We start from the raw sequence: 18,893 nt of genomic DNA, 5'->3' as shown, positions 1-18,893 counted from the left end.
CACGGTTTTAGGACACATCCCATGCGAACTTGTCCTATTTGCGGCGATGCTAGTCGGTTTTCAATCGTCAGCGCCTATCGCTTCTCGCCTCATGATCGTCATCAGCCTTCTCTTCGACCACGCGCCGGGCGCGCTCGCCAACCATCGCCGCTATGCGCGCACGCACGGGTATCGGCACGTCGAGATCGATATGTCGGAACTGTCCGGAAGCAAGCCCGAAGTGCTCTGGATGTACAAGTACGAAACGCTGCTGCTCTGGCTTCAGCGCGCGGAGGCCGGCGAGATCGTGCTGCTGCTGAACGAGAACGCCGCAATTCTCGGTTCGACGCCGCTGCCCGCGCTGCTGGATAGCCGCGACTGGTTGCTCACGTGCGCGGAATCCGCGTTGCCGCAAACGGACGTGCAGATCTGGCGCAACACGGAAACGGTTCGGCGCAAACTCCACAAGGTCGTTTCGCATTGCCGGGTCGGTGTCGAATTGCCCGGCGATGAAGGCGAACTGCTTTGCGAGTTCGACGCGATGCCGTCGCGGCACATGATCGGCGATGTCTTCGTGGTCCTGCCCGCCGCCACGAATCTCGAAAGCGTCTGGGCGACGTGGCCCGCGTTTTCCCTGAGCATCCGCGAAGGCGGGCAGCATCGGCGGTTTCGCGCGGCGTTCTTCGCGCACGTCAACGAACGCATGACGCGCGGCCAGCCGATGCTTTCGTTTCCCCACACTCACGACGCCGCCGACAATGCCGCCACCAGCGTCTATCAACCGGGCCAGCCGATCGCCGTCGTCACGCTTTACACGCCGAACGTTGCACGATACGGACGCATCGCGGAGCACAATTTCAGGCGTTATTGCGAGCGTCACGGCTATACGCTTTACGTTCATCGGGAGATTCCGTCGCATCTGAACGACGGCAAGACGTCGGGCAACTGGCTCAAGCCCGCGCTGCTGCGCGAATATCTGCCGCATCACGAATGGGTGTTCTGGGTCGATGCCGACGTGCTCTTCAACGACATGAACCGCACGCTCGATTCGATCATGCATGGACACGATGCCGTGCTCGCGCGCGATGTCGGCACGTGGACGTTCAACTCCGGCATCATGGGCTTCAGGCGCACGCAGCCCAACTACGACGCGTTCCAGCGCATTCTCGAAGCCTGCGCGCAACTCGACGACAAATCCCATGTCTACGCCAATCTGGGCGATCAGTTCTATTTCATTCGCGAGTACGAGCAGCATGCGGACTTCGATGCCGCGCACGTCGCATCGTTCATCGAGTGGAATACGGCGTGGTTCTACCGGCGCGCCGACAGCTTCATGGTTCATTACATCGGCATGTGGAACGACCATAAAGCCTTGCTGATGGACTACGACATCGCGCAATCGGCGATGGAATGACGTTCTGTCAAAAACGCGTCGCGCGAACGCAAGTATGATGTTTCGCGACGCTCGCAAGGAGCGCGAAGCAAGACACCGCATCAATCAGCATCAGCATCGAAGCCGCAAGACCGACGCTCCACCCAACTCTCACCACGAGGAGAAGCAAGTGAACGACGACGTCCAGGGCAAGACCGCGACGCAGACGCCTCTCTCCCCCGACCTTCTGCGCAGCATCGACGCGTACTGGCGCGCGTGCAATTACCTCTCGGTCGGCATGATCTACCTGCGCGCGAATCCGCTGCTGCGCGAACCGTTGAAGCCCGAGCACATCAAGCGGCGCCTGCTCGGTCACTGGGGTTCGGACCCCGGCCAGTCGTTCGTGTGGGTGCATCTCAACCGTCTCATCAAGCGTGACCATCTCGACGTGATGTTCGTCTCCGGCCCCGGCCACGGCGCGCCCGCGACGCTCGCGAATTCGTATCTCGAAGGCTTCTACTCCGAGATCTATCCGGATCGCAGTTATGACGAACGCGGCATGCTCAGGCTGTTTCGCGCGTTCTCGTCGCCGGGCGGCATCGGTTCGCATTGCACGCCGGAAACGCCGGGCTCCATCCACGAAGGCGGCGAACTCGGCTATAGCCTCTCGCATGCGTTCGGCGCGGCGTTCGACAATCCCGATTTGATCGTCGCGACGATAGTGGGCGACGGTGAAGCCGAAACAGGCCCGCTCGCCACATCGTGGCACTCCAACAAGTTCCTCAATCCCGCGACCGATGGCGCGGTGCTGCCGATCCTTCATCTCAACGGCTACAAGATCGCGAATCCAACGATCCTCGCGCGCATTCCGCACGACGAACTCGAAGCGCTCTTCAAAGGCTACGGTTACGAGCCGCATTTCGTCGAAGGCGACGAGCCGGATGTCATGCATCAATTGATGGCGGCGGCGCTCGAACGCTGCATCGGCGATATTCGCGCCATTCAAACGCGCGCACGCGCGAACCCTGATGAGATGACGCGTCCGCGCTGGCCGATGATCGTGTTGCGCACGCCGAAGGGCTGGACCGGCCCGAAGGAAGTCGCGGGTCATAAGGTCGAGAACTTCTGGCGTTCGCATCAGGTGCCCGTGCCCGATCCGGCGACCAATCCGAAGAGCCTCGTCGTGCTGGAAGAATGGATGCGCAGCTACAAGCCCGAAGAACTCTTCGATGACGAAGGCCGGCTCATCGAAAGTCTGCGCGCGCTCGCGCCCGAAGGCACGCGCCGAATCAGCGCGAATCCGCATGCGAACGGCGGCGTGTTGCGGCAAGCGCTCGATCTGCCGGACATTCGCGCCTATGCGTGCGAATTCGAAGCAGCAGCCGCGATTTATCAATCGCCGACAGCCGTGCTCGCCGCGTTCCTGCGCGATGTGATTCGCCGCAACATGCAGACGTTCCGTCTCTTCGGTCCCGATGAAACCGCAAGCAACAAGCTCGACGGCGTCTATGAAGCATCGGGCAAGCGCTGGCTCGCGGAAACGAAGCCCGAAGACGCCGACGGCGGTGCGCTCTCGCCCACCGGCCGCGTGATGGAAATGCTCTCGGAACACACGCTCGAAGGCTGGTTCGAAGGCTATGTGCTGACAGGACGCCACGGTCTCTTCGCCACGTATGAAGCCTTCGTGCACGTGATCGATTCGATGTTCAACCAGCACGCGAAGTGGCTCGAAAAAGCGAAGAACGAACTCGCGTGGCGCGCGCCGGTGCCATCCATCAATCTGCTCATTACATCGCTCGTATGGCGGCAGGATCACAACGGCTTCACGCATCAGGACCCGGGCTTTCTCGATGTCGTCACGAACAAAAGTCCCGGCGTCGTGCGTATTTATCTGCCGCCGGATGCGAACTGCCTGTTGAGCGTCGCGGACCATTGCCTGCGTTCGCACGACTACGTGAACGTGATCGTCGCGGACAAGCAGCCGCATCTGCAATACCTCGGCATGGACGATGCGATCGTGCATTGCGCGAAGGGCATCGGCATATGGGATTGGGCATCGACGGATCAGGGTTGCGAGCCGGACGTGGTGATCGCCTGTGCCGGCGATATCGCGACGATGGAAGCGCTCGCCGCCGTCGAAATTCTCAAGACGCAATGCCGCGATCTGAAGATCCGCTTCGTCAACGTAGTCGATCTCTTCAGGCTGATGCCCGAAACCGATCATCCGCACGGCCTCTCCGACCGCGATTTCGATTCCATCTTCACGCGCGACAAGCCGGTGATTTTCAACTTTCACTCCTATGCGTCGCTCGTGCACAAGTTCACGTATAACCGCACGAATCACGACAACATTCACGTGCACGGGTATCGCGAACGCGGCAACATCAACACGCCGTTCGAGCTTGCCATCATCAACGGCGTGGACCGCTATACGCTCGCCATCGACGTGATCGATCGCGTGCCCGGTCTCGCCAGCACCGCCGCGCATACGAAGGAAACGCTCAAGAACCGCATCATCGAGAGCGTGCGATACGCGCATGAAGAAGGCATCGATCGCGACGAAATCCGCGAATGGACCTGGAAGGGCTGAAGCCATGACGCAAGGCATTCTGGTGTTGAACAGCGGGTCTTCGTCGCTGAAGTTCGGCGTGTTCGTCGCGCGCGATGGCGACGAAGCCGCGTGGCTTTCCGGCAGCGCGAAAGGCATTGGCCGCGCAAATGGATCGCTGTCGATGCGCTCGTCGGATGGCGCGATAAACATTACGCAGGACCATCTGATGGAGTCGCAGCACGATGCGTTGCAGCGCGTCGCCGATGCGCTCGCGAAGCACTTGCGCGAGCCGCTTGCGGGCGTGGGGCATCGCGTGGTGCATGGCGGTCCGCACGTGCGCTCGCATTGCAAGATCGATGTCCATGTGAAGGACGCGTTGCGCGAAGCGGTTCCTTTTGCGCCGCTGCATCTGCCGCAGTCTTTGGCGCTGATCGACGACGCGCAGCGCATCTTCTCCGGCGTGCCGCATTTCGCGTGCTTCGACACGGTGTTTCATCGCACGATGCCCGAGCGTGCGACGCGCTTCGCGTTGCCGCGCGACTATGCGGAACACGGCATCCTGCGTTACGGCTTTCATGGGCTGTCGTATGAGTCCATCGTGAACACGCTCGGCGCGGGCGTGCCTTCGCGCATGGTGATCGCGCATCTCGGCTCCGGGTCGAGTCTGTGCGCGCTGAAGGACGGCCGTTCCGTCGATACGTCGATGGGCATGACGCCGGCAGGCGGCATCCCGATGGCCACCCGCAGCGGCGATATCGATCCCGGTGTGCTGATTCACTTGCTGCGCAACGAATCCCTCAATGCGAACGCGCTGGAGACGCTCGTGAATCGCGCAAGCGGCCTGAAGGCGCTATCCGACTCCGATGACGACATGGAAGCGCTATTGACCCGCCGCGATCAGCGCGATGCCAATGCGGCGCTTGCCATCGACGTGTTCTGCACCGCAATCCGCAAGACGATCGGCGCTTATGCGGCGCTCTTGGGCGGCGTCGATCTGATCGTGTTCAGCGGCGGCATCGGCGAGCATGCGGAAGCCATCCGCGAACAAGCCCTCGATGGGCTTGGTTTTTTGCATGCAGAACATCGCGTCGTGGCGACGGATGAGGAAAGGCAGATCGCGCGGCATTGCCGGCGGATGCTCAGCGAGTGACTTTGCATTTTGCATGCGGCGCGATGCATGCGGCATGCCGCATGCAAAATGCCAACGCTTAGCGCGTGTACTTGAACGTGCCTTGCGCGCTCGCGATCATCACGCGGTCATCGACCCACGCTTCGCCGCGTGCGAAGTACACCGAGCGCCCTTGCCTTTCGAGGAAGCCTTTGGCAACCACCTTGTCGCCGATACCGCGATCCAGATAATTCACCGTCAGCGAAAGCGTGAAGCCGTGAATCGGCGTCGGCCCGGTGGTGAAGAGGCCGGTGTAGCCGCAAGCCACATCGAGCAGCGTCGCAATGGCGCCGCCCTGCAGCACGCGCTGGCGGTTCAGATGACCCGCGTGAATCGGCATCGTGAATTCCGCGTAACCTGCGCGCCATTCCGTCAGCGTCGCGCCGAGTGCTTCGAGGAAAGGATTGTCGAGATCCGAATTCGCCAAGCTGCATTCTCCCTGCGTCGTGGTTTGTGCGATGCAAGGGATTGTGCCACCGCGACGCCCGGCCTGCCGCGCGCCGCTTCGTTCGATATCAGCGCATGCGAGGCTTCATGTGCAGCGCGATCAGCGCGAGCGTGGCGAACTTCGCCAGGCATTCGACGCTCGACAGCACCGCGAGCCACGGCGCATTGACGAATTCGCCGGGCAACTCGGGCGCGATGGCGAGCACGCTCGTCAGGCACACGAAGAGCAGGACATAACGCGCGATGCGCCGTCCTTGCAGCGACAGCCACGCGACGGCCATCAACAGCGCCTTGGCGGTGATGACCGCGGCCCATTGCTCGAGACTGCTGTCGGTGTCGACTTCCCACGGGACTTCGAACAGCGACCACGCGACCATCATGCACGTCGATGCCGCGAGCGCGCGGCGAAGGCGGTTCGCATCGGCGCGGACGTCGCCGAAATTGCGCTTGCGCACAGGCGTTGCGATGCGCGCGTCTTCGTTTTCGATCAGGCGCGTGGGCAGCGCCGCGTTTTCGTCGATATGCATCATGTGCCGCCTGAAAGACGATTCGTGCTCGCGCAGCCACGCCAAAAAGCGCGGTTAAGCGTTTCCCGTCTGGTTATTTCCATCTGCAACGACAGCGTAGGCGATCAAAAAAAATCGCGCCGCGCGACGCAGTGTTGTTTTAAGGCGTCGGCTAAAGGAATTTGTAGGGAAGGAATAAATGCTTGAGTGAAGAACCGAGAAGGGCGCTAATTTACTGCCCGCAATGAAGCGTGAAACGCGCTGCCAATCGGTTTATCGCTTGCGCGCCCGCTATAACGCGTCTGCGCGCAAGGAATCACATCCTAAAACGATTAGTTATATCCACGGACTACGCAGGACTTTTGTTCCTCTTCCGCTTTTTCTCCCGCAAAGCGGCCGCATATTTCGGCAACATATTCCGGTTCGGCACTGACCTGACTGGAACGGTGCGACGCGGGAGCCGTCGTATCAGCGTGTGCTTCCGAGTCTTCCATCCATTGCGCTAAACCCGTGCCATGCGTGTTGGATCGAGCATCCATCTTTCGCCTCCTGTTTTCCTCGACGGTTTCAGAATGCGCTTTTCCGGGCCAAGTGGCCCTAGTGGATTTCATTGATGGACGCAGCCTGCAACCGTGCGGATGATAAAAAGAATGCGTGTCTGGCGGGCGCATCCCAAAGAACCGACTTCGAAAAAATCCGCCTGTCTTTAAGCTAGCCAAAACGATGCCCGGTATGCACTGCACGTGCAAACTTAAGCCATCGCTTTTACACGACATTCTTTTCGACGATCGGCCTTTCTTCGATTACGCGCGCCCAGCCGAGCGGCGAGAGATCGAGGGTCGTATATCGGCCATGCAGAACGAGTTCGCCGATGCCGCGCCCGGTTGCGGGTCCGTGTTGAAGCCCGTGCCCGCTGAAACCGCTTCCGAAAATACAATTGTCGATGTCCGGATGCGCGCCGATGATCGCGTTCTGATCGAGCACGTTGTATTCGTAATAGCCGGACCACGCGTGCTCCACGCGCAACGCTTCGAATTGCGGCACGCGATGCGCAAGCGTGGGCCAAATGACATCGTCGAAGAGCGCGTGATCCACTTCGTCGAGCGGTAAGTCGTCGGGATCGTTGTCCGCGGCGGGCGATGTCCCGCAGATATACGTGCGCCCTTCGGGACGAAAGTACACGCCGGTGGGATCGATCAACAACGGGCAGCCGTCGAGCTTCGCTGGCGACGACACATTGAAGATGCTGCGCCGCCGCGCATGCACGGGAATGTCGATGCCGAGCATCGACGCGATCGAACGCGACCATGCGCCCGCCGCGCTCACCACGACATCGCATGCATACGCTTCGCCATTCGATGCGCGCACACGCGTCACGCGCCGTCCCTCGTGCTCCATGCCGACGACTTCCGCCGCCACGTATCGCGCGCCGAGCGATGCAGCCTTGCGCCGCAGCGCCTGCACGAGACCGTAGCCGTCGAACCAGCCCTCGCCGCTTTCGCCGAACGCGCCCGCCGCGAGATCGTCCGTGTTCAGCCACGGGAAGCGCGTGCGCAGACCGGCGGCATCGAGCAGCGTGATATCGGCGCCGAGATCGCGTTGCATCGAATGATTCTCGCGCAGCGTGGCTTCGCCGCGAGACGTTGCGAGAAAGAGATAGCCGCCCTCGTGGAGATCGATGGAAGGCCGCTCTCCGTTCACTTCCAGCCGCTCGCCGATGGTGCGCAGGAAGTCGATGCCGTACAGCGACATGCGCACCGAAAGCGGCGTGGAGAACTGCTGGCGAATCGACGCCGCCGACAACGCCGACGACGAACGCGCGTAAGTCGGATCGCGCTCGATCACCGTCACCTGCACGTTCGGGTCCGATGCCCGCAGAAAATACGCGACCGCACTGCCGATCACCCCGCCACCGACGATCACCACTTGAGAAGCCACGCCGCCCCCGTCGCGAAATAGATTCGAAGCCTTAGCCGAGATTGAAGTCGATGCCCTGCGCCAGCGGCAATGCCGACGAGTAGTTGATGGTGTTCGTCGCGCGCCGCATGTAGGCCTTCCACGCATCGGAGCCGGACTCGCGCCCGCCGCCCGTTTCTTTCTCGCCGCCGAATGCGCCGCCGATTTCCGCGCCGCTCGGCCCGATGTTCACGTTCGCGATGCCGCAATCGCTGCCCGATGCGGACAGGAAGCGTTCGGCCTCGCGCAAGTCGGTGGTGAACGCGCACGACGACAGGCCATGCACGGCGGCATTGTTCGCGGCGATGGCGTCGTCGAAATCGGTGTAGCGCATCACGTAGAGAATCGGCGCGAAGGTTTCCTTCAGCACGACATCGCTTTGCGCCGGCATTTCGACAAGCGCGGGCCGCACGTAATAGCCGCCTTCGCAGCCTTCGACCGGCACGCGCTCTCCGCCGAATACCTTGCCGCCCTCGCCCTTCGCCTGCTCGATTGCATCTTGCATGCGAGCGAACGCCTGCACGTCGATGAGCGGCCCCATCAGCACGCCGTCTTTCAGCGGATTGCCGACCGGCACCTTCGCGTAAAGGTCCTTGAGGCGCGCGACGGTATCATCGTAAATGCTGTCATGGACAAACAGGCGCCTGAGCGACGTGCAGCGCTGCCCCGCCGTGCCGACCGCCGAGAACAGAATGCCGCGCAGCGCGAGATCGCGATTGGCCGACTGAGAGACGATGCCCGCGTTGTTGCCGCCGAGTTCGAGGATCGAGCGCCCGAAGCGCCGCGCCACTTCCACGCCCACCGCGCGGCCCATCTCCGTGCTGCCCGTCGCGCTGACGATGTCCGAGCGCTTGTCCGCGACGAGCTGCGCGCCGACGTCCCGGTCGCCGATGATGACCGACGCGAGTCCTTCGGGCGCGTCGCCGAATTCGTCGATGGCATCGCTCAAAATGCGATCGACGGCGAGCGCCGTGAGCGGCGTTTTCTCCGAAGGCTTCCAGATGACCGCGTTGCCGCAGACGAGCGCGAGTGCCGCGTTCCACGACCACACCGCGACCGGGAAGTTGAACGCCGAAATGATGGTGCAGACGCCGAACGGATGCCACGTCTCCGCCATGCGATGCCCGGGGCGCTCGGACGCGATCGTGAGCCCGTATAGCTGCCGCGACAGGCCCACGGCGAAATCGCAGATATCGATCATTTCCTGCACTTCGCCGAGGCCTTCCTGAAGAATCTTGCCCGCCTCGAGCGACACGAGCCGACCCAGCGCCGCCTTCTTTTCGCGCAGGCGATTGCCGAGCAGCCGCACGAGTTCACCGCGACGCGGCGCGGGCACGTTGCGCCAGGCGGTGAACGCGGTGCGCGCTTGCGTGAGCGTTGCATCGACTTGCGCGGACGTGTGACGCTTCACGCGTCCGATGACATCGCCAGTAATCGGCGACGTCGCCGCGATGTCGCCGTCCGCGACGAGGTCGGCAATGCCGAGGTCGGAAAGAATCGATTGAACGTCCACGATGAGATTCTCCAAAAGCTGAAGCGGTTTCGCGTGTTTCTGATGAGAAACTTTTCGCTGGTCCGAGAGACTATACGCGTCGTTTTCGCCGCTCACAATGCGGCCAATATTCGGGTTTTCTCGGATGAAAACGCATGCAAGCCCGGGCCGTAAGGCGCGCTTCGCCGATGTTATTATCGGAAACAAAGCGCTCCGCCTCTAATGAACACCATCGCATGAACAACCCGACCGAACCTTCTCTCGCCGATCTCGGACGCCGGGTGAAACAGGCGCGCGTCGCGCACGATCTCACGCTCGAAAGCGCCAGCCGCTTGTGCGGCGTGTCGCGCTCGGCGTTATCGAAGATCGAGAACGGGCTGATGTCGCCGACCTTCGACGTGCTGCAGAAAATCGTGCGCGGCTTGCGGATCGATCTCGGCGAACTGTTCGGCAGCGGCACCGCGGGCGCACCGAGCGCGAACGGCCGTCGCGCGCTCACGCGTCGCAACGAAGGACAGCGTCACGCGTATCGCGGCTATCAGATGGAACTGCTCGCCACCGACCTCGCGCACAAGGCGATGCTGCCGTTTCGCATCCGCATTTCGGCGCATACGCTCGACGCATTCGATGACTGGGGCCGTCACGAAGGCGAAGAATTCCTGTACGTGATCAGTGGCAGCGTGTGCCTGTATTCCGAACTCTATGCGCCGACGCATCTGAACGCGGGCGACAGCCTCTACTTCGACAGCCGCACCGGGCACGCAGCGATTTCGACCAGCGAAGAAGATGCCGAAGTGCTGTGGATGGCCACGGGTGGCGGCGCGCCACACGCTGCTCAGTAACGCTTCGCGTTCGTGCGCCCTTCGGCGTTCGTGGCCTTGTCGATCGCTTCGAGGTTCTGCGGATACGGATAGTTCAGTCCGAGCAACTGCCGCATCGTTCCGCTTGCGCGCTTCACGAACGCTTCGCCGACCATCGCGCGCAGGTCTTCCATCGGCTTCACGAATTTCGGCAGATACTGGATAAGCACGGCGCTGCGGTCGCGCGTGCTGTGGTTCGGCATCGCGCAATGCCATGTGGCGCCGAAGAAGACAATCGCATCGCCCGGTTCCGCTTCCATGCGCACGGCACGTTCGTAGAAGCGGTCATTTTCATTCGGATACCGAAGCATATTCTGGGTATGTGGCACGAACGCCGTTGCGCCGGTCTCGGCGGTGAACGGATCGAGCGGAATGGTCACTTGCGCATTGAGCGGAAAGCTCGTGTTGATGCCGGCCGGAAACGTGCCGGGCATGTGATAGTCCCAGTACGGATAGTCGATGTGCGGCTCCTGCCCCGGCCCGCCCGGCAGAATGCGGTTCGCGGCGATCGATCCCATGATGAAGTCGTCGCCGAGAAACGCGCGCATCGCCGCGACGATCCGTTCCTCTTCGGCCATCTGCGAAAACACGTCGCCCTTCGCGAGCAGATTCCACACGCGGCGCTGCAAGTGCAGCCTTTCGTCATGCGCCGCCTGCCCCTGAAAATGCGTGACCGTCTGCGCGCGATCGTCCGAATGCGCCATGACGATACGTCGCGCTTCGTCGATTTGCGCCGCGCTGAAAAGGCCGCGCACGCAGAGGGCGCCGGGACCGTTCAGGAGCGCATCGACGGTGAGTTCGGGAGTGAAGGACGCGGGATCGACTCGTTGCACGGCTGTCTCCTTGGCTGCGCATGTGAGAGGACGTCTTCAATGTGTAAACGCTTGAGCGTGCTTCAGTCGAACGGGTAACGCTGGCGCGCGTGCACGACGTTGATGATTTCGAGCACAGCATCGGTCACGCGATAAACAACGATGTAGTTAGGGTGAACGACGATCTCCCGCGTACCGGCAATTCGACCCGGTCTGAAAAGCTCCGGGTTGAGCGCGGCGGCGCTGGGCGCGGCTTCGATTCTCTCCTTCAACGACCGCGCCGCCTCGGGACTGTGTTCTGCAATGTATCGAATGATTTCGCGGATATCTGAACGTGCTTCGTGGGTCCACAAAACCTGCAGCGTCAAGCGGCCCTCTCACGACGGCGTTTCTCGGCGGCATCGATAATTTCATCGAGTTCGTTCATGACATCGTCATGCCCGACGCGCGGACGCGTATCCGCCATCGACCGCTGTACTTTTGCGCGATACCACTTGTCGTAAGTCTCGGCTTCTTCGACAGATGCGAAATCAGACACGACGGGATCGAGTGGATTGGTCATTTGATTATCTCGGCTGCTCATCAAACCCATGATACTGCACGGTTGACAGGCACGTCGCCTCTGCCATTCGGCCAACTCGTCCGCCTCAAACCGCCGCCTTCCGCTTCTTCCCCGCCGCCTGCGCCGGCTCCGTCGCCACATCCTTCGCCGCGGGCCGCTTGAAGTACGGCGAGCTCAACGTCGCGGCTCCCATATCCGACGCCGCCTCCAGCAACGCGGGCGCAAGCTCCTTCAAACGCGCATCGGGCAGGCGGCTCGTCGGTCCGGCGAGGCTCACCACGCCCACCACCGCGCCCGTCACCGGATGATGGATCGGCGCGGCCATCGAAGTCATGCCGGCCTCGTAAGTCTCGCTGGCAATGCCGTAGCCGCGCTTTCTCGCCGCCTGAAGATCCGCGAGGAACTGCTGGATCGTCTTCGGCGCCTTGGGGCCGCCTTGCCCCGGCTTGCCGAGGCCGCCCTGCTTCGACACCAGCGCGAGCGCTTCCTCATCCGACAGCGACGACAGCCACGCCTGCCCGCTCGCCGTGCAATGCAGCGGCGGCTGGCTGCCCATGTCGGGGTCGTAGCGCAGGCCGGACTTCGCGCCCTGCGCCTTGCCGACGAACGTGATGTGATCGTCCTCGACGACACCCAGCCGCGCCAGTTCCCCCGACGCCGCCGCGAGCCGGTCGAGCACCGGCTGCGACACGTCCAGCACGCCGCCCGTCGACAGGTAGATCAGCGCGAGCGACACGAGCTTGAGCGCAAGCATGTACTCGCCGTGATCTTCGTCCTGACGCACATAGCCTTCGTCGATCAGCATGGCGAGCAGCCGATGCGTGCCGCTGCGCGGAATGTTGAGCGTGTCCGCGATGGTCGCAAGCGGCATGCGCCCGCCGTTTTTCGCCAGCAGTTCGATGATCGACAACGCGCGCTCGAGGTTTCCTGCCATGTTTCGTTCTCGTTTGAATTACCGATTCGAATGAGAACACGATTCCACCACGGAATTCAACCGTAGACTTCGCCGAGCACCGCCAGCGTCGCTTCGCGCAGACGCTTCGCGCGTTCGTACGCGGTCGCGGTCTTCGCCCATTCGTCCATCGGCGCTTCGATGGAAAGCGGCAAATCGTCCGGCAGCGCTCGCAGAATGCTCGCGAGATCGATGCCGCCTTCGCCCGGCATCATCCGCGCGCAACGCGCCTGATGCAGCAAGGTCGCGAGATCGGCCGGGCGCTCGGCGGGCGCGTCGCAGAATTGCAGGTAGCCGAAGTACTCGCGCGGCAGCGCACGCAGCGTCTCCACGGACGATCCCGCGCGATCGAAATGAATCGGATCGACGATCAGCCCGGTGTTCGCGCGCCCCGCCGCCTTCACGATGCGCGCGCCCTGCGCGATGTCCTTCACATCGGTCCACGGCATCGGTTCCAGGGACGGCGCGAGTCCCAGCGGCTTCGCGAGATCGCACAGTTGCGCGAGCCGGTCGGCGGTGCGCGCTTCGTCCGGATCGTTGCCCGCGACGAGCACGAAGCGCGCGCCCAGCTCGGCGGCGGTGTCGAGCATCGGCGCGTAGCCGGCGACGTCCGTGTCCGGCTTGAGCCGCAGGATTTCGGTATCGAGCACGCCGATTCCCGTGTCGCGCAGCGCCGCGAGCGTTTCGCGCTTCAGTGGCGTCGCGCCGATGATCTCGTGCCGCACTTCCGTTTCCGTCGCCGGCAGAAGCCGCAGGCCGACGAAATCGTAGCCGGCAAGCGCCGCGCACTCGACCATCTGCGGCGGCGTCAGTTCGAGCACCGTCAGCGCGGAAAGGGACAGCTTGCGTGGTGGCATCGTCATGTCGGACCTCAACGCAGCGGCGAGAACGGCGCGGGCACGTAGATGGTCGATTCCATTGTCCTGAGATGCGCCGGCCCGCCCTTCGGCGGCCAGATGCCGTCCTTCACCGCCTCGGCGCGAACGCGCGAGCGCTCGTCCACGCTCTTGTACGGCCAGATGTTGAGAAAGCGCGGCACGGTGCCGTCGAGCGCGAACATCGCGCCGATCAGTGGCGAACGCCGCGTGCGCTCGGGCACGGCGTTGCGCCACGCGTCAATGGTGTGCTGAAGACTGCCGAGCTTCGTGCCGTAGACGCGCATCTCGTAGATGCCGCCGTGCTCGGCGGGCTGGATCGGCGGCAGGAACGGAAAGAGCGCGTAGCTGTTCACTTCGACATCGGTGATGAATTCGCCGCAGCCGAACGGATTGCCTTCGAGCAAAAGCCGCTTGCGTTCGCCGATCAGCGCCGCCTCCGATTCGAAGCCGCGCAGCACCATCACCTTGCCGAGCGCGCCGATGTCCGAATACCAGCAGCCGAGCAGCGTCGTGCCCGGTTGCGCGGCGCTCGCCTGAATGTTTTCGAAGACTTGCGCGTTCGTGCCGATTTTGACGGTGAGCGTGACCGTGTCGTACAGATTCATGGGAGCGTCCTTGCGTGATTGAGTGATGAATGTTCCGCGTCTGCCTCGGCTTCCGGTTCGACGGGCCGCGCGAGATCGTGTCCCGCGAGATAGCCGAAGGTCATCGCCGGGCCGAGCGTGATGCCGCCCGCCGGATAGTGGCCGCCCATCATGCTGGCGGCGTCGTTGCCGACGGCGTAGAGGCCGCGAATCGGCGTGCGCGTCGCGTCGAGCACGCGCGCGTTCGCGTCGGTGGCGAGGCCCGCGAAGGTGCCGAGGCTGCCGGGCAGCAGCTTCACCGCGTGAAACGGACCATCGACGATCGGCGCGACGCACGGATTCGGCTTCTGCGATGCATCGCCCTGTATGCGGTTGTAGGGCGTCGAGCCTTTGTGGAACTGCGGATCGCGGCCGTCTTGCGCGTGCGCGTTATAGGCCGCGATGGTTTCGCTGAACGCGTGCGCATCGATGCCGCATTGGCGGGCGAGCGCGTCGAGCGTCGGCGCGGATTTCAGATAGCCGGAGCGTTCGTAAGGATGCAGCGGAAACGGAAACGGCTTCGCCGCGCCCAGACCGTAGCGCCGCTGAAAACGATGATCGCAGACGAGCCACGCGCACACTTCGTCGCCGGACGGCGTGGCATCGATCATGGCGGCGACGAAGTCGTGATACGACGACGCCTCGTTCACGAAGCGCTTGCCCGCGCGCGTCACCGCGATCACGCCCGGCTTCGCGCGCTCGATGAGATGCGCGAACGCGACGGCATCGCCATCACGTTTCGGCGCAAGCGATACGGGCGCCCACGCCGCCGGGGCTTTCAGCGATGCATCGAAGTGCGCGCCGGCCGCTTCGCCGATTCGCACGCCATCGCCGGTATTGCTGCGCGGCGCGGCGGACCAGTGTTCGTCGCCCGACGGCGTGTAGGCGAAGGTCTGCGCGCGCCGCGCCCGGTCGTGCGGATAGCCGCCGCACGCGAGCACGACGCCCCGCCGCGCGATCACTTCATGCGGCACGCCTTCGATCTCGACGCGCGCGCCCGTCACGCGTGCGCCATCGCGTATCAATTCGACCGCCTTCGCGCGCGTCATGAGCTGCACGCCGCGATCCGCCGCCGACTTGAGCAGACGCGCGACCAGCGCATTGCCGTTCACGAGATGCATCGAACGGCCATGACGCAGCTTGTGCATCGCGAAGGCGGCAAGGCGCTTCGTCACGTGCCAGGCGGAGCGCGGCGAGCGCGTCGCGTTGAAGAAATGCGCGAGGTCTTGCCCCGATGCGATCGCCATGCCGCCGACGGTCATCTCCGTGAGCGGCGGCCGCAGCTTGTCGATGAGCGGACCGAGCGCGCGCCCATCGAACGGCATCGCGCAGACGGAACGCCCGCCGCTGCCCGCGCCTTGCGTCGTGTGGAAATCGGGAATGCGGTTGCCGTCGATGAAACGCATCGACGTATTGCGTTCGAAGAAGTCGATCATGCGCGGACCGTGCTCGATCAGCGCGTCGGCTTTCGCGGCGTCGTAGCGCGCGCCGAGTTCGTTGCGCAGATAGGTGCGCGGAGCATCGGCCGTCTCGACGATGCCCGCGCGCATCGCGAGCGGATTGCGCGGGATCCACATCCATCCGCCGGACCACGCGGTCGTGCCGCCGAACACGTCTTCTTTCTCGCAGACGATCACGGAGAGGCCGAGCGCCGCGGCCGTGACGGCCGTGGACAAGCCGCCCGCGCCGGAGCCGAGCACGAGGACGTCGCAGTGCAATGTGTTCATGGCGTTTGCTCGTGCGCTTCTTGCTGCGTCTTTTCACTCGACTCCCGCTCCGGCGACTGCGCCCGCGCTCGCGCCGCCGCATGCCGCGCGGCCAGATACGCGAACGCGAGCCCCGGCCCGAGCGTGATGCCCGGCCCCGGATAGACGCCGCCCATCACCGACTGCATGTCGTTGCCGCAGGCGTAGAGGCCGGCAATCGGCTCGTCGTCGCGATCGAGCACGCGTGCGTCGGTATCGGTGACGAGCCCCGTCGCCGCGCCGATGTCGCCGGGGTAAAGCCGCACCGCATAGAACGGCGCACGCGTGATCGGGCCGAGACACGGATTGGGGCCGGTCCGGTTTGCATCGCCGTTCGCGCGCTGATAGTCGGTCGTGCCGCGCTGAAAATCCGGATCGACGCCCGTTTGAGCATATCGATTGATGCGCGCGACGCTATCCGCGAGTCCCGTCTGGTCGATGCCGAGCTTCGACGCGAGCATAGCGAGCGTGGCGGCCTCGGTGAGATAGCCGTCGTCGATGAACGGCTTCAGCCCCTTGCCGCCCGGCCGCACCATGCCAAGACCGTACTTGCGCAATCCTTCGGCATCCGTAACAAGATACGCAGGCACGGAAGGGTTTGTCCGATGCGCCTCCTGCATCGCGATGCCGAACAGGTGATACGACGTGTTCTCGTTGAGAAAGCGCTTGCCGCTTCTATCGACGACGATCATCCCCGGCTTGCCGCGATCCATCAGAAAGTGCGGGAACACGGCGGTCGTGCCGTCGGCGCGCTTGCGCACGGAAACCGGCGCCCAGAATGCATTTGACAACGCGCCTTCGCCGAAACGCGCGCCCACCGCCAGCGCAAGATCCTGCGCGCCGCCCTCATGCCCCGGCGCGCCCGGGCACCACGCGGGATCGGCGCCCGGCAACATGTCGGCGCGGCGCGCGGCGTGCCGGTTGAAGCCGCCGCTCGCGAGAATCACACCGCCCGTGACGGCTACGCGCCGACGTTCGTCGCCCTGAACGAGCGTCACGCCTTCGATGCGGCCCGCGCTCACATGCAGCGTCTCGACGGTCGCGCGCGTCAGCACCGGAACGCCGCGCCGTTGCAACGAATACAAAAGGCGGCCGATCAGCGCGTTGCCCATCACGAGCCGCATGCCGCGTGGCGCGCTCATGCGGTCGCGTGCGTGACGCGCCAGCAGTTTCACCGCATGTTTCAGCGATGCAAATGACTTCGTCATCCCGAGCAGATGGGCGACATCGTCGCGATCGACCATCATGCCGCCGAGCACGGTGAATTCCGGAATCGGCGGACGGATGAGCGCGAATGCGCCGCCGAGCTTGCGGCCATCGAACGGCAGCGGTTCCAGCGCGCGGCCGCAGAGCGTCGAGCCTTCGAGTTCGGAGAGATAGTCGGGATGAAACGGGCGCGCGCGGTATTTCACGTCCGAATTCGCTTCGATATGCGCGACCGCCTTCGGACCGGCCTCGAGAAACGCGCGACGCATCGCGGCGCTGCTGCGTTCGCCGACGGCACGGTCAAGAAAGCGCTCCGCGACCGACCGCGAATCGGCGGGATTGACGCTCGCCATGTGCATCGACTCGGGAATCCACGTCGTACCGGCCGAATACGCCGTCGTCCCGCCGACGAACTCCGTGCTCTCGACGAGCAGCACGCGCGCGCCGTCGATCGCCGCGAACAGCGCCGCCGACATGCCCGCGCCGCCCGCGCCCACCACCACGACATCGAACTCCGTACCGCTCAGACCTGCCAGCGTCTCCACCATCTCTCGCTCCTCGTCCGGAACTTTATTTGATGTTGGAATGCTATTCCACTTTATGAGCGCTTGCCAAGCGATTTTTTGGAGATGCCTCGTCAACACGACGGCGCAACAGGCGCACGCTCGCGCGCCGACCGATGTACCGCGAGCGTCGCGGCGAGCGTGCGCGCGCCGTCATCGCCGGAACAAAGCGGCGTCTCCTTGCCGTCGATCACCGCCGCGAAATGGCGCAATTGTTCGTGGTACGGATCGCCTGCGTGAGGCGCGGTGCGCTCGGCGGTCAGCGGATCGTGCCAGCCCTTTGCCGCGCGATACTCCCAGACGTCGAGCTGGGGCAACGCGAGCGACGCATCGGTGCCGGAAATGAAATGCGTATTCACGCTTTGCCGCGGATAATGCGCCGCCTCGCCCGCCGCGAGGTCCCAGTTCCATGGCGACACCGCGCAGTCCGACACCGTCAGCGTGCCGAGCGCGCCGTTCTCGAAACGCAGCAGCACGGCGGCCGTATCCTCGACTTCGAAGCCGCGCACCGCGTTCGACGTCAGCGCCTGTACTTCGACGATCTCGCCGAGCAGAAACCGCATCATGTCGATGTCATGAATCAGGTTGATCAGCACCGGGCCGCCGCCCGCTTTCCTGCGCCAGTCGATGTCGAAATACGGATCGGGCTTGTAGAACGTCGCGAGCGCGTTCGCCGACACCGCCCGCCCGATGCGCCCGCTCGCCACGATTTCCCGCGCGCGCCGGAGAATCGGGCTATGCCGGCGGTGATGCCCGACAAGAAGCGGGACGCGCGCCTGCGCGGCGGCATCGACGAGAATGCGCGCCTGTTCGACGGTATCCGCGATTGGCTTTTCGATGAGCACCGCCATGCCGCGCTCGATGCACGCGAGGCCCGCTTCGACGTGCGTGGCGTTCGGCGTCGCGACGATCACGCCATCGGGCTTTTCGGCGTCGAGCATCGCGTCGATCGTCGAAAACCAGCGCGCGCCGTGCTCTTGCGCGACCGATTGCGCCGTCGCCGATGGATCCGCCACCGCGATGACTTCGCAATCCGGATGCAGACGCGCGCGCTCCATGTGCATGCGTCCGATCGCGCCCGCTCCTGCTACTGCCAGCCGTTTCTTGCTCATGCGTATGCTCTCCTCGATTCGTGGATGTGGACGAAAAAGACGGTTAGTTGCTTTGTCCTTGGAACTGCATTTGTTGAATCCTATTCCATTTTCAACTACAGTTTCACCG

17 protein-coding genes are annotated in these 18,893 nt (G+C 63.6%); 4 read left to right on the top strand and 13 right to left on the bottom strand.

The annotated features are described in order from the left end of the window. The first annotated feature begins 91 nt into the window (after positions 1-91). From AWB72_RS11000 to AWB72_RS10990, 3 genes are all read left to right on the top strand, one after another. On the top strand, positions 92-1,393 hold the full coding sequence (locus AWB72_RS11000; RefSeq protein ID WP_040052216.1) for a glycosyltransferase family protein: 1,302 nt from the start codon (positions 92-94) through the stop codon (positions 1,391-1,393). Between the two features lie 148 nt (positions 1,394-1,541). After that, entirely contained in the window at positions 1,542-3,941 is a 2,400-nt protein-coding gene (locus AWB72_RS10995; protein WP_040052358.1) for a phosphoketolase family protein, read from the top strand. Positions 3,942-3,945: 4 nt separating this feature from the next. After that, positions 3,946-5,052, top strand: coding sequence for an acetate/propionate family kinase (locus AWB72_RS10990; RefSeq protein WP_040052357.1), 1,107 nt, complete (start codon positions 3,946-3,948; stop codon positions 5,050-5,052). Between the two features lie 58 nt (positions 5,053-5,110). Here the strand turns inward: AWB72_RS10990 and AWB72_RS10985 are convergent, their stop codons facing one another. The 4 genes from AWB72_RS10985 to amaB all read right to left on the bottom strand — a co-directional run bounded on the left by AWB72_RS10985 (position 5,111) and on the right by amaB (position 9,492). Beyond that, positions 5,111-5,497, bottom strand: a complete 387-nt coding sequence (locus AWB72_RS10985) for a PaaI family thioesterase (protein WP_040052215.1) — start codon at positions 5,495-5,497, stop codon at positions 5,111-5,113. 88 nt (positions 5,498-5,585) lie between these two features. Further along, positions 5,586-6,047, bottom strand: coding sequence for a hypothetical protein (locus tag AWB72_RS10980; protein ID WP_040052214.1), 462 nt, complete (start codon positions 6,045-6,047; stop codon positions 5,586-5,588). Between the two features lie 741 nt (positions 6,048-6,788). Further along, positions 6,789-7,961: an NAD(P)/FAD-dependent oxidoreductase gene (locus tag AWB72_RS10970; RefSeq protein WP_040052213.1), complete on the bottom strand. Its 1,173-nt coding sequence runs from the start codon at positions 7,959-7,961 to the stop codon at positions 6,789-6,791. Positions 7,962-7,992: 31 nt separating this feature from the next. Next, entirely contained in the window at positions 7,993-9,492 is a 1,500-nt protein-coding gene (gene amaB, locus AWB72_RS10965; protein WP_040052356.1) for an L-piperidine-6-carboxylate dehydrogenase, read from the bottom strand. Positions 9,493-9,707: 215 nt separating this feature from the next. Here amaB and AWB72_RS10960 point away from each other — a divergent pair, with 215 nt between their 5' ends. Continuing rightward, a complete protein-coding gene (locus AWB72_RS10960; RefSeq protein WP_040052212.1) occupies positions 9,708-10,313 on the top strand; it encodes a helix-turn-helix domain-containing protein in 606 nt (201 codons plus the stop codon). Here the strand turns inward: AWB72_RS10960 and AWB72_RS10955 are convergent. From AWB72_RS10955 to AWB72_RS10915, 9 genes are all read right to left on the bottom strand, one after another. Beyond that, on the bottom strand, positions 10,307-11,164 hold the full coding sequence (locus AWB72_RS10955) for a phytanoyl-CoA dioxygenase family protein (protein ID WP_040052211.1): 858 nt from the start codon (positions 11,162-11,164) through the stop codon (positions 10,307-10,309). The two genes, AWB72_RS10960 and AWB72_RS10955, sit on opposite strands and share 7 nt — an antisense overlap. Before the next feature lie 62 nt (positions 11,165-11,226). Further along, a complete protein-coding gene (locus AWB72_RS10950; protein ID WP_084593048.1) occupies positions 11,227-11,511 on the bottom strand; it encodes a type II toxin-antitoxin system RelE/ParE family toxin in 285 nt (94 codons plus the stop codon). Further along, entirely contained in the window at positions 11,508-11,735 is a 228-nt protein-coding gene (gene relB / locus AWB72_RS10945; RefSeq protein WP_244285584.1) for a type II toxin-antitoxin system RelB family antitoxin, read from the bottom strand. The genes AWB72_RS10950 and relB overlap by 4 nt, the downstream gene beginning before the upstream one ends. 55 nt (positions 11,736-11,790) lie before the next feature. After that, positions 11,791-12,639, bottom strand: coding sequence for an IclR family transcriptional regulator (locus AWB72_RS10940; RefSeq protein WP_040052209.1), 849 nt, complete (start codon positions 12,637-12,639; stop codon positions 11,791-11,793). Between the two features lie 56 nt (positions 12,640-12,695). Next, positions 12,696-13,520, bottom strand: coding sequence for a sugar phosphate isomerase/epimerase family protein (locus AWB72_RS10935; RefSeq protein WP_040052208.1), 825 nt, complete (start codon positions 13,518-13,520; stop codon positions 12,696-12,698). A gap of 8 nt (positions 13,521-13,528) precedes the next feature. Next, a complete protein-coding gene (locus AWB72_RS10930; RefSeq protein WP_040052207.1) occupies positions 13,529-14,140 on the bottom strand; it encodes an NIPSNAP family protein in 612 nt (203 codons plus the stop codon). Continuing rightward, on the bottom strand, positions 14,137-15,885 hold the full coding sequence (locus tag AWB72_RS10925; protein ID WP_040052206.1) for an FAD-dependent oxidoreductase: 1,749 nt from the start codon (positions 15,883-15,885) through the stop codon (positions 14,137-14,139). Before AWB72_RS10925 ends, AWB72_RS10930 begins: the two co-directional genes overlap by 4 nt. Further along, positions 15,882-17,657: an FAD-dependent oxidoreductase gene (locus AWB72_RS10920; protein WP_052450043.1), complete on the bottom strand. Its 1,776-nt coding sequence runs from the start codon at positions 17,655-17,657 to the stop codon at positions 15,882-15,884. The genes AWB72_RS10925 and AWB72_RS10920 overlap by 4 nt, the downstream gene beginning before the upstream one ends. A gap of 89 nt (positions 17,658-17,746) precedes the next feature. Continuing rightward, the gene (locus AWB72_RS10915) at positions 17,747-18,784 is read right to left on the bottom strand and encodes a Gfo/Idh/MocA family protein (RefSeq protein ID WP_087128063.1); all 1,038 of its coding nucleotides are present in this window, start codon (positions 18,782-18,784) and stop codon (positions 17,747-17,749) included. Positions 18,785-18,893 lie beyond the last annotated feature (109 nt).

The organism is Caballeronia concitans (genome assembly GCF_001544615.1).
GTDB classification, from domain to species: domain Bacteria; phylum Pseudomonadota; class Gammaproteobacteria; order Burkholderiales; family Burkholderiaceae; genus Caballeronia; species Caballeronia concitans.
Note: the sequence above shows the minus strand (reverse complement) of the source record. Positions and strands in the feature narration are given on the sequence as shown.